Annotated in this window: 12 protein-coding genes and 1 pseudogene; 3 read left to right on the forward strand and 10 right to left on the reverse strand. The window is 60.3% G+C overall.

Annotation, left to right across the window (positions count from 1 at the left end; all coding sequences use genetic code 11):
- Nucleotides 1–40: 40 nt before the first annotated feature.
- Nucleotides 41–1,630, reverse strand: a complete 1,590-nt coding sequence (locus ACHFGA_RS07475; RefSeq protein WP_394281776.1) for a hypothetical protein — start codon at nucleotides 1,628–1,630, stop codon at nucleotides 41–43.
- Nucleotides 1,631–1,632: 2 nt separating this feature from the next.
- Nucleotides 1,633–2,526 (reverse strand): ABC transporter ATP-binding protein, encoded by an 894-nt coding sequence (locus ACHFGA_RS07480; protein WP_394281791.1) that lies wholly within the window; start codon nucleotides 2,524–2,526, stop codon nucleotides 1,633–1,635.
- Nucleotides 2,527–2,667: 141 nt separating this feature from the next.
- Here ACHFGA_RS07480 and ACHFGA_RS07485 point away from each other — a divergent pair, with 141 nt between their 5' ends.
- A complete protein-coding gene (locus tag ACHFGA_RS07485) occupies nucleotides 2,668–3,366 on the forward strand; it encodes a hypothetical protein (protein ID WP_394281777.1) in 699 nt (232 codons plus the stop codon).
- A gap of 74 nt (nucleotides 3,367–3,440) precedes the next feature.
- Here the strand turns inward: ACHFGA_RS07485 and trpA are convergent, their stop codons facing one another.
- From trpA to ACHFGA_RS07520, 7 genes are all read right to left on the reverse strand, one after another.
- Entirely contained in the window at nucleotides 3,441–4,283 is an 843-nt protein-coding gene (trpA, locus tag ACHFGA_RS07490; RefSeq protein ID WP_394281778.1) for a tryptophan synthase subunit alpha, read from the reverse strand.
- A gap of 2 nt (nucleotides 4,284–4,285) precedes the next feature.
- On the reverse strand, nucleotides 4,286–5,548 hold the full coding sequence (gene trpB, locus ACHFGA_RS07495) for a tryptophan synthase subunit beta (RefSeq protein WP_394281779.1): 1,263 nt from the start codon (nucleotides 5,546–5,548) through the stop codon (nucleotides 4,286–4,288).
- A 23-nt stretch (nucleotides 5,549–5,571) separates the two neighbouring features.
- Complete coding sequence (trpCF, locus tag ACHFGA_RS07500) at nucleotides 5,572–6,999, reverse strand: bifunctional indole-3-glycerol-phosphate synthase TrpC/phosphoribosylanthranilate isomerase TrpF (protein WP_394281792.1); 1,428 nt, start codon at nucleotides 6,997–6,999, stop codon at nucleotides 5,572–5,574.
- Nucleotides 6,986–8,014, reverse strand: a complete 1,029-nt coding sequence (gene trpD, locus ACHFGA_RS07505; RefSeq protein ID WP_394281780.1) for an anthranilate phosphoribosyltransferase — start codon at nucleotides 8,012–8,014, stop codon at nucleotides 6,986–6,988. Before trpD ends, trpCF begins: the two co-directional genes overlap by 14 nt.
- A 3-nt stretch (nucleotides 8,015–8,017) precedes the next feature.
- Entirely contained in the window at nucleotides 8,018–8,671 is a 654-nt protein-coding gene (locus ACHFGA_RS07510; protein ID WP_394281781.1) for a gamma-glutamyl-gamma-aminobutyrate hydrolase family protein, read from the reverse strand.
- Nucleotides 8,668–10,230 carry an anthranilate synthase component 1 gene (locus ACHFGA_RS07515; protein WP_394281782.1) on the reverse strand — a complete coding sequence of 521 codons (1,563 nt, stop codon included), beginning with the start codon at nucleotides 10,228–10,230 and terminating at the stop codon, nucleotides 8,668–8,670. The genes ACHFGA_RS07510 and ACHFGA_RS07515 overlap by 4 nt, the downstream gene beginning before the upstream one ends.
- Nucleotides 10,231–10,482: 252 nt before the next feature.
- Nucleotides 10,483–10,923, reverse strand: coding sequence for an SdpI family protein (locus ACHFGA_RS07520; protein WP_394281783.1), 441 nt, complete (start codon nucleotides 10,921–10,923; stop codon nucleotides 10,483–10,485).
- A gap of 196 nt (nucleotides 10,924–11,119) precedes the next feature.
- Between ACHFGA_RS07520 and ACHFGA_RS07525 the strand changes: the two genes are divergently transcribed.
- Together ACHFGA_RS07525 and ACHFGA_RS07530 are read left to right on the forward strand one after the other, a co-directional pair.
- Nucleotides 11,120–12,394: a dicarboxylate/amino acid:cation symporter gene (locus ACHFGA_RS07525; protein ID WP_394281784.1), complete on the forward strand. Its 1,275-nt coding sequence runs from the start codon at nucleotides 11,120–11,122 to the stop codon at nucleotides 12,392–12,394.
- A 380-nt stretch (nucleotides 12,395–12,774) separates the two neighbouring features.
- Complete coding sequence (locus ACHFGA_RS07530) at nucleotides 12,775–14,640, forward strand: metallophosphoesterase (protein WP_394281785.1); 1,866 nt, start codon at nucleotides 12,775–12,777, stop codon at nucleotides 14,638–14,640.
- Between the two features lie 172 nt (nucleotides 14,641–14,812).
- Here the strand turns inward: ACHFGA_RS07530 and ACHFGA_RS07535 are convergent.
- A pseudogene (locus ACHFGA_RS07535) lies at nucleotides 14,813–15,047 on the reverse strand (metallophosphoesterase); the annotation flags it as partial.

A 15,047-nucleotide genomic window follows, 5' to 3' on the forward strand; every position in this document is an offset into this window, starting at 1 on the left:
TCGACGTGAACAAGTCATGCTTCTAGTATGCCTTCTCGTTTTAGCGAATGTCTCTCTTTGCAGACCCGGCTAACCCAAATATGGCGAAGGCCACGCCGGCAGCACCCATGGCCGCCGGGATCCACCACTGATCAGATCCTGGCTCCAGCGCGTGCGTTAATGGTGATAGATCGATGACCCACCCAGGAAGCTGGAGGATTTCACCCATGAGTGTGACAACCGCCGATAAGGCCAGTGGCGCCCAAGCCCACCCGCTCGCCCCCGGCATCCACCCAATGATTGCTACCGCGATACCCACCAGCACGACTACCGCGCCCAGCAGCGACCACGACGCCCACGCAAGAGCCGAGTAATCGTCGTCAAGCGTCTGTTTCTGCGTGGCCAACCCAAGTGCGCCTGAAGCGTGCATGACGGCGATCAGCCCCAGTACTGAGGTCATCGCAATCGTTGTCGCAGCGGCCAGGGGTGCGTATCGACGAACACCCGTGGAGCGCTGTACGTCCACGATGCGAGCTTTCTCCTCCGCGCGATAGCTGGTGATCTGCCCGATGCCGGCCGCCGCGATCATGATGGCGACCATTTGGCAAATATAGGAGATGAAGGCCTGGTAGGCGTCGGTGCCACCGAGGAGGTCTCGGAATACTTGGCCCGTGGTGTCATCGCCGCCTATGAGGGTGGCGATATCTCCGGATAGTGACATGAGGAACGCTGTGGTGATGGCGACGATGATCGCCCACGCGATGATGCCGCCTTTGTTGAGCATCCAGCGCAGGTGCACGATTCCGTGTACGGATCGGGAGCGGTGAACCTTGCTCCGGCGCGGGAGGTAGCCTTCGCCGAATGTACGGCGTGACTCAGCGAACCCAATGAGACCGATGGCAGCGAGGCACACGACTGCGAGAATAGCAGCGTGGCCCATATCGTTCTCGGTGAAGGGGCCGATGAGTTCCCGCCATCCGAGGGGGCTGAGCCAATTGAGCCACGCGATTTCTTGCGTGTCTGCGACCATGCGAATGACGTAGGACACCGCCACGCTGATTAACGCGGCTTGCGTCAGCCTCGACGCATCGTTGACCAGGAGCAAGGCCATCTGCGCGAACAGGGTTGCCCCGATCAGCATCAGCGTGAGCGTGATCCCGAAAGCGATTGCTCCGTCGGAAGGTATTTCATCCCGGGGCAACGGTAGAGCCAGCAGGATAAGTGCTGACGCTGCACCAAGAGTAATCGCCGAGGTGACTCCGGTGATGGTAGCCGCGGCCCACGGCGTGCTAGCCTTGATTCCCGTGGAACGCGTCAATTCGCTCAGGCCCGTGTGCTCCGGTCGGCGGTAGAGATCGACCATCAGCAGGGCGACCATGATGGCGCCGAGGAGACCGGCCCACATCGCCGCTTCCCACGTGGTCATTTGACCGACGGTTCCGGGCTTGTCGATTAAGCCGTAGATGGCGCGCGTGCCAACGTTATTTTCCATGCCTTGGACAATTCCTTGTCGGCTGGAAAGTTCTGGATAGTATTCGTAATAGGCCACGGGGAAGATGGCGATGATCGCGAGGATCGGCACCATCCACCCGAGGAGGTAGCCGCGCTTCAGGCGGAGGTTCAGTCGTGTCTGTGTAAGTACTTCCCGCATGGCTACTCCCCTGTCTCATAATGGCGCATGAAAATTTCCTCAAGGCTCGCCGGTTGGGTTTCGATGTCTGTCGCGTTGGCATCCAAGAGAGTTCTTAACGTGTCGGGGACCTTGTCGCGTTCGACGGTGAGTGTCGTTCGCCCGAGCTTGTCGACGACCACAGCGCTGTCCCCTAGCTCTCGTCGAAAAGCATCCGCCGTTTCACGTGAAACATTGGCAGAGACCGAATGTGTTGATAAGTGACGTAATTGACGAATTGTTCCGCGCTCTACCACATGGCCAGATTTAATCACTGTGACGTAATCACATAGTTTCTCTACTTCGCTCAAAATATGGCTCGAGAGTAAAACTGTCGCCCCGTTCGAGTGTTCTTTACGAACTTCGTCGACGAACACTGATTCCATCAGTGGGTCAAGCCCCGCTGTGGGCTCATCCAACAATAGGAAATCAGCTCCGAATGAAAGGGCGGCGATGAGACTCACCTTTCTTCGATTACCGGTTGAATAGTCCCGAGTCTTCTTCGTGGGGTCCAGGTTGAAGGCGTCGATAAGTTCGTCCTCGCGCTTCCTGTCCGTGGGTACGCTCCGCAGCGATTCGAGAGCCCGAAGAGTCTCAGCGCCGGTCAACGTGGGCCACAAAGAAACATCGCCGGGGACGTAGCCGACGCGCTTTAATACTGAGGGCTCTCGATCCGGGGCCACACCGAGTATGCGAACCGTGCCCGAAGAAGGCGCAAGCACGCCGAGCAGGGTCCTTATCGTTGTCGATTTTCCAGAACCGTTGGGTCCGAGGAATCCATGAATGCTGCCGCGATCGACGGTGAGTGAAAAATCGTCGAGCGCACGAAAGTCGCCGAATGTCTTTGTTACGTTGAGAACTTCTATCGCCGGTTCCATGTATTTTCCTAAGATTGGATGGCGATGTTTCACGTGAAACAAAGCCAAGGCAGTGGGATATACCACCAGCTTAAACATTGTTTGATGTGGAACAAGTGAAAGTATTGTTCAAGAAGCCTGCTTCCTCTACCATCAGATACTGTGCAATATCCGGATCAGGTTGCGCATCTGCGAAAGCGAAACGAATTATCGCTGGGCGAGGCCGCCCTGATCGGCATCCCGGCGGGAATCGGTCTGGCCTTATTAGGTGAAACGACGATCGGCGTCATCATCGCTTTCACCCTAGCCATCGTCGCGGGGATCGGATTGGATAAAAGTGGCCGATTTGCCGGGGCGACGGCTTACCAGGATGAATTCCGCAGTACCGACTATTCCCCCATTCAGCGATTTTCGCCCCTAGTGGGCCTGATGGCGACTGTGTTCCTTGCCGCGAATGCGCCGTTCGACTCTTTGGTAGAAATTGGCGTTTCAGCGGAGCTTCAGCACGTGGTCTCAGCCATAGCCGCAATTGGCACAATCTCTGTGGGTCTTAAGTTCGAATCGGCGCGGTCGCACAAAATGGGTCGACGCCGGCTCGCGGCGCTTCAGTCTAAGCAGAAGGGGCTTAGCGACGAAGCCCTCGTCCCCTCCCCTAGGCATATGAAGGTGATCTCCGCGATAGTGGCAATCGGTGCAGTAGACGGGATGCGCACAAGCTTGACTGAAATAAGCCGTTTGTTGGGCTACGATGCAATTACCGAAATCAAAGAGTTGGAGAAGGCGGGCTACCTCAACTTGCAGCGACAGTATGGCTGGAGGGGTGAAACGACTTACGAGGTCACTTTGATCCGCATCCCCTGAGATGTTTCACGTGAAACAAGAACAAGCAAACGGCCCCAGCGACTAAAGCGCCGGGGTCGTCGAAAAGCGATACGCTACTTCTTCGTCGCTTCCTTCATCGCGGAGACGAACTCGGCGAGCTCCGCCTTCAGGGCCGCCATGTCAGTAACCCGACCAGGCTCTGGATGTGTGCCCTCAACGTACTTGTTGATGATCTTGGTGATCGCGGAGCCGGAGATCGCGCCAGAAGCACCAGCATCGATCGCCTCGCGTACGTGGGCTGGGGTGGAAATGCCGAAGCCCAGCAGAACGGGCGCGCCGCCATAAGACTTCACGTTGTGGACGACGTCGCGCAGGCCGGTGGTCTGAGATTCGTTCTCCGTGCCGGTCACACCGTCGCGGGATACCGCGTAGATATAACCCTTGGAGTGCGCAGCGACGCCCTCAAGAGTCTGAGGCGTTGCCTGGGCCGGGGCAATAAAGATCGGATCGATCCCATGACGCTGTGCCGCCTCGACGAAGGGCTTCCCTTCGCGGACGGGGACATCAGGCACGAGAATCGAATCCGCACCGGCCTCCTTGAACTCCTTGTAGAAGGTGTCAAAGCCACGCACGAACGGGACGTTCGAGTAGATCAGCATGCCGATCGGCAGGTCCGGGTATTCGGAACGAATCGTCCGAATCTGGTCCAGGGCCTTATCCACGGTGGCTCCTCCGTCGAGGGCGCGGACGTGGGCGCCCTGGATGGTTGGGCCATCGGCGATGGGGTCACTGAAGGGAACGCCAAGCTCCAGGGCATCCGCGCCCGCATCGATAACGGTCCGCAGGATCTCCAGTGCATCCTCCGGGGTGGGGTCCGACAGCATCAGGAATGGGACGAATGCGCCCTCGTTCTTCTCAGCAAGGTCGGCAAAAGCCTTCTCATAACGGGTGGTCATGCCTAGTCCTCCTTCAGGACGTAGTCGGGGTTCGCCTCGAGGGTGCGGCGGACATGGTCAACATCCTTGTCACCCCGGCCGGACAAGGACACCAAAATGGTGATGTCTTCGCCCGCAGCATCTGCGTCTTCGGCGCGCCTCAGAGCGTAAGCGAATGCGTGAGATGACTCCAACGCCGGAATGATCCCCTCGTAGCTAGACAACATCTGGAAGGCCAGCAGGGCCTCCTTGTCGGTGATCGGCACGTACTTCGCGCGACCGGTCTGGGCAAGGTGCGCGTGCTGCGGGCCCACCGCTGGGTAGTCCAGCCCAGCAGAGATGGAGTAGGACTCTTCGACCTGGCCGTCGTCGTTACGCATCAGGTAGGAGCGGGTGCCGTGCAGAATGCCGATATTGCCTTCGGCAATCGCGGCGCCGTGCTTCCCGGAATCGACGCCTTCGCCGCCGGGCTCCGTGCCGACGAGCTCCACTCCCTCATCATCGATGAAGTCAGAGAAGATGCCGATCGCGTTGGAACCGCCACCCACCGACGCAACGACAACATCAGGAAGCGCGCCGGTACGTTCTAGCATTTGCTCCTTCGCCTCTTCGGCGATCACGCGGTGGAAGTCACGCACGATCGTCGGGAACGGGTGCGGGCCGGCAGCAGTGCCCAGCAGGTAGTGCGTGTCGTGGAAGTTAGCGGTCCAGTCACGCAGCGCCTCATTCACCGCGTCCTTCAGCGTGCCGGAACCGGAGTCAACACCGACGACCTTCGCGCCCATCAGTTCCATGCGGAACACGTTCGGCTGCTGGCGCTGAATGTCCTTCGCGCCCATGTAAATCACACACTCAAGATCTAGTAGCGCACATACCAGTGCGGTCGCGGTGCCGTGCTGGCCGGCGCCGGTCTCGGCGATGATCCGCGTCTTGCCCATCTTCTTTGCAAGCAGCGCCTGGCCGATCACCTGGTTGGTCTTGTGGGCACCGCCGTGAACGAGGTCCTCGCGCTTTAAAAAGATTCGCGCGTGGCTGGACTTCGAGCCCTTGTCCTTCGTCGAGCGCGGAAGGTTGAAGCACTCGGTTAGCGGGGTGGGACGCCCCAAGTAATCGCGCAGAATGCAGCGGTAGTCCGCCATGAACTTCTCATCATTCCACGCCTCCACAAAAGCCTTTTCCAGTTGGTCAAGGGCGGGCATGAGCGACTCGGGCACAAATTGGCCACCGAATTCGCCAAAATAGGCCGGCAGGATCGTCGCTCCGCCGTCACGGAAATTATCAGTCATTACAGTTTCCTTTTTTGATCTGTCTAGTAAGAGAAGGTGCGGATGGTCTGGAAAGCTCGTCGGATAGCACCGGCATCCTTGCGCCCAGCCCAGACTCCGGCATCGCTGCCGTACTCCAGCCCAGAGTTCAGGTCCAGGCCGGCGGTGCCCACGCGCAACGCCTCTTCGATATTGTCCAGGTTCAGCCCACCGGCTAGGAGCGCCTTCTGTTTCACGGCATCGGGCACGGTAGACCAGTCGAAGGTCGTGCCGGACCCGCCATCCTTGGCATCGAGCACGAGCTTATCGACGATCGGCTCAAGCGCCTCCGCGACTGCGGGGCCATCGGCCTCTGTCATGGAGACGGCGCGCCAGATCTCCACCCGCTCCCCTACCTCAGAGCGAGCTGCCTCAACGAATTGCTTCTCGGCGTCGATGCTGCCTTGATACGGGGCGTGAAGCTGGATCGCTTTCACGCCATCGAGGGCGAGCTCGGCAAAGCCAGAGGAGCGGCGGCTCACGGCCACGTAGTCCAGGCCGGGCTCGTGGGCGATGATCTCTTCGGCCGTTTCACGTGAAACATTGCGCGGACTCGCCTCTTCAAAGATCAGTCCGCCATAAACAGCGCCTGAAGCCTTCGCCGCCTGGGCTGCGGACCAGTCAGTCAGACCGCACACCTTATTCGGGCCGTAAACGAGCTCGCGTGCAGCGCGATCGATATCTGGCTGGCTGGTCAGCTGCGAGCCCACAAGGTACGCGTTGGAGTGCCCACTGAGCTGGCGAACGGTTTCCGTATCGCGGATGCCGGACTCGGAAACGACCACGGCATCGTCGGGAAGCAAGGCCGCCAGCCGCGCAGAACGGTCCAGATCGATCGAAAGATCATGGAGGTTGCGGTGGTTGATCCCGAAGATTTTCGCACCCAAACGGATGGCGCGTTCCACCTCCTCCTCGTCGATGACCTCGGTGAGAACGTCCAGCCCGAAACGGTGCGCCTCGTCGGCAAGCTCGGTGTATTCCTCGTCGTTAAGCACGCTGAGCATGAGCAGGATCGCGTCGGCGCCGTAGTAGCGCGCGGCGTGCACCTGTACCTTGTCGATGACGAAGTCCTTGCACAACACGGGCAGGTGGGACTCCGAAGCGACCGTCGCCAGGTGGTTATAGTCGCCGCCGAAGCGGTCCGGCTCGCACAGCACGGAAATGCCGGACGCGTAGCGGGAGTAAATGCGCGCGATCTGGCCGGGCTCATAATGCTCGCGGATCAGACCCAGTGAGGGCGAGGAGCTCTTGCACTCCATGATGAAGTTATTGGCGCCGCGTCCCCCGCGCGCCAGGGAATCGTAGAGCGAACGCTCGGACTTCGGGAGCGTATCGACGTCCACGTGAGCAATGCGTGCCCGGATCTCTTCGAGGTGGCCACGACGGCCCTCCACGATGCCTTCAAGAACGGTAGGAAGTTTAGCCACCGTAATTCGCCTCCTCGTGCTTTGCCAACCAATTCTTCACAGTGTCATCTTCCAACATGGCGATGGCCTTCGCCGCGCCATCCTTGATGCTGTCCGCGTCCCCGTTGAGGTAGAACATGGCACCCGCGGTGGCGGCGGTCGCGTCGCGGTGCGCCTTCTTGCCTTCGCCGGCGAAGGTGGCGCGCATCAGGCGGGCGTTCTCTTCGCCGTCGCCGCCACGCAGATCTTCCAGCGTGTGGCGCTCCAAGCTTAGGTCCTCCGGAGTGACGGTGTAGTTCTTGATCTCACCGTCTCGGGTCAGCTCCCAGACCTGGGTCTCACCGTGAACGGCGATCTCATCGGTGCCCGCGCCGTGGACGACGAGGGCGCGACCGCGGCCGAGCTCGCGCATGGTCTCGGCGATGACCTGGCCCTGGGCCGGGTTCGCGATGCCCATGATCTGGTACTCCGGGCGCGCAGGCGACAGCAGTGGGCCCATCGTGTTGAACAGGGTGGACACACCCAGCGCCTTACGTACCGGCTGCACGTGCGCGATCGCCGGGTTATAAGCAGGGGCGAAGAGGAACGTGAAGTTCGATGCCTCAAACTGGCGCACGGCACGCTCGGGGTCCAGGTCCAGCGGAATGTTCAGCGCTTCCAGCACGTCAGCGGAGCCGGACTTCGAGGAGACGGAACGGTTACCGCACTTGACCATCTTCACGCCACCAGCAGCAGCGGTGAGCGAGGCGGCGGTGGTGATGTTGATGGTGTTTGCGCCGTCGCCGCCGGTTCCGGCGGTATCCATCAGGCCCTCGCCGGTGATGGGGAATGGGCGGCCAGCGGCCAGGAAGGCCTTGGAGGCACCGGCGATATCTTCAAAGGTTTCGCCACGGGTGCGGATGGTGGCCAGGAGCGCGGCGATGTGCACATCGTCGTAATCGCCAACCGTCAACGGGGTGAATGCCTCGATCGCTTCGTCGAGGGTGGGGTTCTTGTTGTCCAAGAACCGCTTCAAAATTTCTTGGGACTTGTCACTTGCCATGAGTTAGTTACCTTCCTTGGATGAACTGGAATTGCTAAGCAGCGTTTGCACGCAACGATTAAGGATTGTCGGCCCCGCTGGTGTCAGGATCGACTCTGGGTGAAACTGCAGGCCAATCGCCATTTTATCGGCGGTTTCAGCGGCCATGATCACAGGCCCAATGTCAGTGTTGGTGGTGGCCAAGGAGACCACACCCTGCGGGCACTCCACCGCCTTCGAACCCAGCGAGTGGTAGCGGGCCACCGGCACCTTCCGGCCCACATGTTCGGGCAGCTCCGCAACAGCGTCCGCAGCTAGACCCTCAAACACTGGATGCGCCACTCCACTATTGGTCAGCTCCATGACCTCGGACTTACCGTGGACGGGCCCGCAGGGTTCCACCTTGCCGCCATAGTGTTCCAGCAGCGCCTGGAATCCCAGGCAGATCCCCAGAACCGGGATGCGGCGGCGCAGGGCCTCGTCGAGAAGCGACATCATGCAGCCCGCGTCGGCCGGGTAGCCGGGCCCGGGCGACAAGATGATCAAGGCGGGGTCCGCGTCTAGGACTGTCTGCATGGGTACCGTGTTGCGGAAGACCTTGAAGTCGTAGCCGTGCAGGGCGTCGACAAGGTTGTAGACGAAGGAATCGTGGTTATCTAGAAGGACAATCTTGCTCATCGCACAACCTCCAACTGTGCATCGGCGGCCAACGCGATCGCGTTGAGTACCGCATAAGCCTTGTGCAAGGTCTCATCGGCCTCGCTCTGCGGGTTGGAATCGCGCACCACGCCGGCGCCCGCCTGCACGGCCGCCACTCCCCCACTGACGAATGCGGACCGAATGATGATGCAGTTATCCATATCGCCATTACCACGCAGGTACCCGATGGCACCGCCATAAGAACCACGGCGACGGCCCTCCACCTGGCGCAGCAGCTCCGTGGCCCGCAGCTTCGGGGCGCCGGTCAGCGTGCCCATGTTCATGCAGGCACGGTACGCGTCGAGGGCGTCCAGATCGTGGTCCAGGGTGGCCGTCACGCGGCTGACCAGGTGCATCACGCGCGAATAGCGGTCCACCTGCAGCAGATCCTCCACCGTGCGTGTACCAGGCACGGCCACACGCGCCATATCGTTGCGCGCTAGGTCCACCAGCATGGTGTGTTCGGAGATCTCCTTGGCATCGGTGCGCAGTTCGAGCTCCATGCGGATATCCAGCTCATTGTTGATGGAGCCATCGTCGTTAAGCCCGCGCGGACGCGTGCCGGCGATCGGGTACAGCTGCACCTGACGGTTGGAATGATCGAACTTCAAATTCGATTCCGGGCTGGCCCCGAACAGCTCATACTGCTTGCCGGCGCGATCGATCCCGCGCGAATAAAACATGTACGGGCTGGGGTTGGTCTCGCGCAGCTGGCGGTAGGCGGCGAACGCATCGACGCACTCCGCGGTAAACGTGCGCGCCGGGACCACCTGATAAATATCGCCGTTATAAATGTTCTGCTTCAGCGCCTCGATCTGCTCGCGGAACTGCGCGTCCGGGATGTCGGTGGTCACGGTCAGCGTCGAATTTGGGTTCTCGGCGGCAGCATAAGAGTGAGTTGAGTCTGGCTCAGCAGCATCGATTTGCGCAGCGTACCGGTCGATTCGCTTATCGACGAGGTCCCCCGCCAACTGCACCCCTGCAAGGTGAGCGGTTTGCGACTGGTGATCAATGGTCAGCACTACCTCTGCCAGGATGAACTGATAATCCGGGTACGTGTTCACGGACTCCTCGACGGAGGGAAGCTGCTCGAAGCTCTCCAGGAAATCGAAAGCCATGCCGCCTGCCAGCATCGGCAACTCTTGGTCCTGGTAACCGGCATCGCTCGTGAGCTTGCGCAGCACCTCCACGGAACTTATGGCGGTGAGTCGCTCGCGCTCATCGCTTGCCGTGGAGACCGGGAAGTCGTAGGTGTTCGGCCCGGTGGCGTAGTCCGCCAGCTGGCTGCGGAGGCGCTGGGCAATCAGGTGGCCGGAGTCTGTCAGTGGCTCCACGGTGACCTTGGTGCCGTTGCAGGTGACCCGCACACTGGAGTCCAACACGGCCACGGACTGCAGGCCGGACTTCGTCGTAATGTCCGCGGACTCAAGCAGCAGCGAGTCAGTCGACTCCGTACCACCTATATGAGCAAACAAACTGGAAGCGTCAGCGTGGTAGCGCACGTCGCGTCTGACCACGCGTGGCTGAAAATTTTCCATCAGTACTCTTTCACAATCGTCGGGCGGCTTGCTGTGGCCGGTCCCCCGCTGCGCTGTGGGTACTTTGGTGGAAACAAAAAGACCCGCTGCGCTAGGAAACCTAGCCGGCGGGCCGTTAATTCTTGATGCTCGAAATCAGGGGCTCGCCGATTAAGCGCGCCACCACCACTGTGCGGAAGTCAGTTTCGTTTCGATCACGTAAGCAACCATATAACCAAGAAGTGAGCTGTGCAACTTTTATATGCGCGTCTACTATTCGCGCTCGTCGGACTGCCCGGCCGCTCGTCGTAAAGCGTCCAAGTCCACAGCCGGGGACTCAGGCTGCGGCGCGGGTTCAGGCTCTGCCTTCTGCGCCTGGTCCAGCAGTGCCGCGGTGCGCGCACCCATGTTTCCGCCAACGGAGAGGAAGATGATGGCAAGCACCGCCGCCACCACGGGCGCCAACCACAGCCAGCCGCTAGCGATCCACACGAAAGCCGCGCCGAACAGCAAGGCCACGCCGGCGAGGATCGAAAACGGGCCCGTCACTTTGTGCGCCTGGGTCCACACCGCTTCCTCCTGGCGGACCTCCCGCACACGCAAACCGATATAAGAATTGCCCTTCAACCTGCCGGTCGCCGCCAACATGCCCAACACGATGAGCACGACTGCGACGATGATGAAGAGAATGGTGACGATGAGGTTAGCGGTCATGGCCCAAAGTCTAGCGGGCGGGCGTACCTTTTCTTAAAAGAGTGGGACCTGGGTGCCTGCCGCGGTTTTGTGCTGGCTCTCACGCCGATGGATTTAGTGAATAAACCCACGATGGGGAACAATTGGGGCATGAAGAACACCGTCTGTGTGCTCTGATTGCTTCCATCCGTCGCAATTTTCCCGTGAAAGTATGCCCATGAACTTCAAAACCATTGCGAACTCTCTGTTGTTCAAGATCGTCATAGCGATCATCCTTGGTATCGTGTGCAGCCTCTTCTTCCCGGAGTGGCTGGCGCGCGTCTTTATTACCTTCAACACGTTGTTCGGTAACTTCCTCAACTTCTTCGTCCCCGTGCTGATCTTCGCCCTGATCACACCCGCCATCGCAGGCCTGGGTCGCGGCGCCGGCAAGTGGCTGGGCATCACCACCGGCGTGGCCTACGGCTCCACGATCATCTCCGGGCTGATCGCCTACGGCCTCTCCCTAGCCCTCTACCCCACCTTGCTGGCGGGCCAGGAGCTGAACACCAACGTGGAGGATGTCGACGAGGGTTCACTGCAGCCATATTTTGACGTTGAAATCCCAGCGCCTTTCGAAGTGATGACGGCCCTGGTCCTCGCGTTCTGCGTGGGCCTGGCGATGACCGCAGTGAAGTCCGACACCCTCTACAGCGCCTCCCGCGACCTAGAGCGCGTGATCATGAAGGTCATCGAGGCCTTCGTGATCCCGCTGCTGCCACTATTCATCTTCGGCATGTTCCTCAACCTAGGCATGAACGACAACCTGGGCTCCACCATGGCCGCCTTCGGCAAGGTCCTGGTGCTCGCCGTGATCATGACCTGGGTCTACCTGGTGATCCAGTACCTCGTGGCCGGCGCCGTCGCAGGCAAGAACCCGTTCACCGCGCTGAAGAACATGATGCCCGCGTACTTCACCGCGCTGGGCACCTCCTCCTCTGCCGCCAGTATCCCGGTCACCCTGCGCTCTACACTGAAAAACGATGTGGACCGCAACGTTGCCGGCTTCACCGTCCCTCTCTGCGCGACGATCCACCTCTCTGGTTCCATGATGAAGCTGGTGCTCTACGCCTTCGCCATCATCTACATGACCGGCATGGACGTCTCCGTGGGCAAGGCGATCGGCTTCCTGCTGATGCTGGGCGTGACCATGATCGCCGCGCCGGGCGTCCCAGGTGGTGCCGTGATGACCGCTGTCGGTCTGCTCAGCACCATGATGGGCTTCGACGAGAACATGGTCGCGCTGATGATCGCCGCCTATATCGTCATCGACTCCTTCGGCACCGCCGCTAACGTGACCGGCGATGGCGCGATCGCCATGATCATGGACCGTTTCGCCTCCGGCAAGATCGACGCCGTGCGCGACGAATACGGCTCCGACGGCGCCTACCCGTACAAGACGGACACGATCGACCAGTCACGGGAGTCACTCGGCGGATCCAGCTCTGTTTAGCTAGCTTTCGCTTATCGACGATCGCCCGTCTGGCCGCGAACCCGGTCTCCTCCTTGTGTGGGGAGGCCGGGTTTTTCGTTTCTGGTGGCGCCGCTGCCCCACCTTTCGCCTCTTTTTCGGTCCCCTTTTCTCCCCTTTTCGGCAAACTGTCGAAGCTGAACTGTTGGATTAGGGCGTTTTTGGCGGTGAGGGGCCCGGAAACTCCCCTGTTCCAACAGTTTAGTTCCAGCAGTTTACGACGGGAGGGCGCTGCTGAGCTCCTGCTCAGCGCCCCAGGCGGCCAGAGTTCATCGCTGGTTCACCAGAACGCCACCGCCGGGCCACTTCCTTGGGAAACACTAATAAATAAGGATCCCCTAGAAGGAGAGAATGAATAGCCCATGGCGAAATGGACTAAGACATTGAAGGTGCTGGCCGCAGTGACCGCCTCTGCGATGCTGGTGACTGGCTGCACAGATGACGGCGGAAACAATGAGGCAACCCCTGCAGAAGGGACCACCGCAACGTCGGCGGAGTCGTCGACAAGCGAAACCAGCGAGGCCACGGAAGTTGACCCTGTCTACGGCGAGAAGAACGGCCTAGACCTGATCGAGCTGCAGGATGACAAGCCTGAGGCCGCCCCGGTGAAGGAAAGCAACGAGCCGAACCGTGTTGCGATGAACCTGCCGGAGGATCCCTCTACCTCCATGTCCTTCAACTGGTACACCACCGACAAGCTGGATGATTCCGTGGTGCGTGTCTCGACCAGTGAGGACATGTCCGACCCGATGGAGTTTGAGGCTGACGTCGCTGAGGTCACCTCGGACTACGCGGAGCGCGATGAGAACGGCTACTACATTTACGCGTCCGTCACTACCGATGAGGACGGCAACTTCCTGGTCGATGAGAACAATGAGCCCGAAGAGGTCCTGGGCTACTTCACGGATGAGCAGATCACCCGTGACAACACCCAGTGGACCGCCGAGGGTAATAACTTGGGCTACCTGTTCCTGCAGCAGGTGACCGAGCACACCAACAAGGCCACCGCAACGGGCCTGGAGCCGGACACCCAGTACTACTTCCAGCTGGGTTCTGAGTCCGAGGGCTTCACGGACACCGGTTCCTTCCGCACTGCGGGTGCTGATGATGGCTCCTTCCAGTTCATCCAGTACACCGACACCCAGAACGCTTACTGGAACGCGAACGTGAACAACGAGGCCGCCTATGGCGCCAACACCCTTGAGAAGGCCCTGGAGACTGCCCCGGAGGCAGACTTCGCACTGCACACGGGTGACTTCGTGGAGATTGCCCAGGTGGAAGACGAGTGGGTGGACAACCTGGACATGTCCCAGGAGTCCAACATGAACCTGCCACACGCTTACACCCCTGGCAACCACGATGAGTACGTGCTGAACTACATGCGCGAAGAGCTGGGCACGGACCTGACCGCGTTCAACGAGCACACCAACGTTCCGGTGACCAACGACCAGGTCAACGGTGGTTCCTACTACTCCTTCGACTACTCCGGAGCCCACTTCGTCGTTCTGAACACGAATGACAACAAGGAGTCTGAGGACAACCCGGAGGAGGGCGCGATCGGTAAGGAGCAGATGGAGTGGGCGAAGGCCGACATCGAGGCTGCGCGTGAGGCTGGCGCCAACTGGATCGTGCTGGCGTACCACAAGCCCGTGTACTCGGCGTCCTACCACGCTCTTCAGGATGAGGACGTGCAGGTGACCCGTGAGGAGTTCGTGCAGCTTGCCGACGAGCTGGGCGTAGACGTTGTGTTGCAGGGCCATGACCACAACCTCACCCGCACCAAGTCTTTGGTGTACACCCCAGATAACTTCGCGTACGGCGAGGTTGAGGACACCGAGAAGACAGACATCGACGGCGTGGAGCACCACGTGAACCCAGAGGGCGTCACCTATGTCATCCCGAATACGTCCGGTACCAAGACCTACGATGCGATCTACCAGAAGGGTGCCGACCACGTTGCGAAGGTCCGCCCGAAGCTGGATTGGATGACCGACGAGGACACTGACCTGTGGAACGGCCTCTTCGACGTTGCCGAGCAGCCCGAGGACTCCCCCAAGTTCGAGCACAAGCACGACAATTACCGTCAGTCTGAGAAGCAGACCTTCGCGGTGTACACCGTCACCCCGGAGACGTTCACCATCGATTTCTACATCGTGGAGGGTGATCTGCACGGTGGCGAGGAGCGCACGGTGACCCTGCGCGATTCCTACGGCATCACGAAGCAGTAGCTCGCTTAACGACGAACACCCCAACCATTCGCCCGGCCTTCCCGCAATGGGAAGGTCGGGCCTTTGCGTTGGGCGCGTACCAGGTGGCTCAGTACTCCATCACTACATCGATCACTGTCATCACTTAGGTAAGTGATGCCATCACTGACAAAAGTGACGCGATAAACGGCCATCACCCCCGCAGCACCGGGAATGGCCACGGCCGCCGTGCTGCCCCGGGCGGGTGTTTCTCAAACGGGTAGCCCAGTGACACCTCAATATGCGGAACGCCGTCCACCACGGTCTCGACCGGGATGTGGAGGTGCCCGTGGACCGCTGCGCGCGCGTGATATTTCGGGGCCCAGTCACGTGTTGCTTCGGTCCCGCACCACAGCGCAATATCGGGATACCGCAGCCGCCGCGTCGGT

Origin of the sequence: Corynebacterium sp., from assembly GCF_043426755.1 — a bacterium.
Taxonomy (GTDB): Bacteria; Actinomycetota; Actinomycetes; order Mycobacteriales; family Mycobacteriaceae; genus Corynebacterium.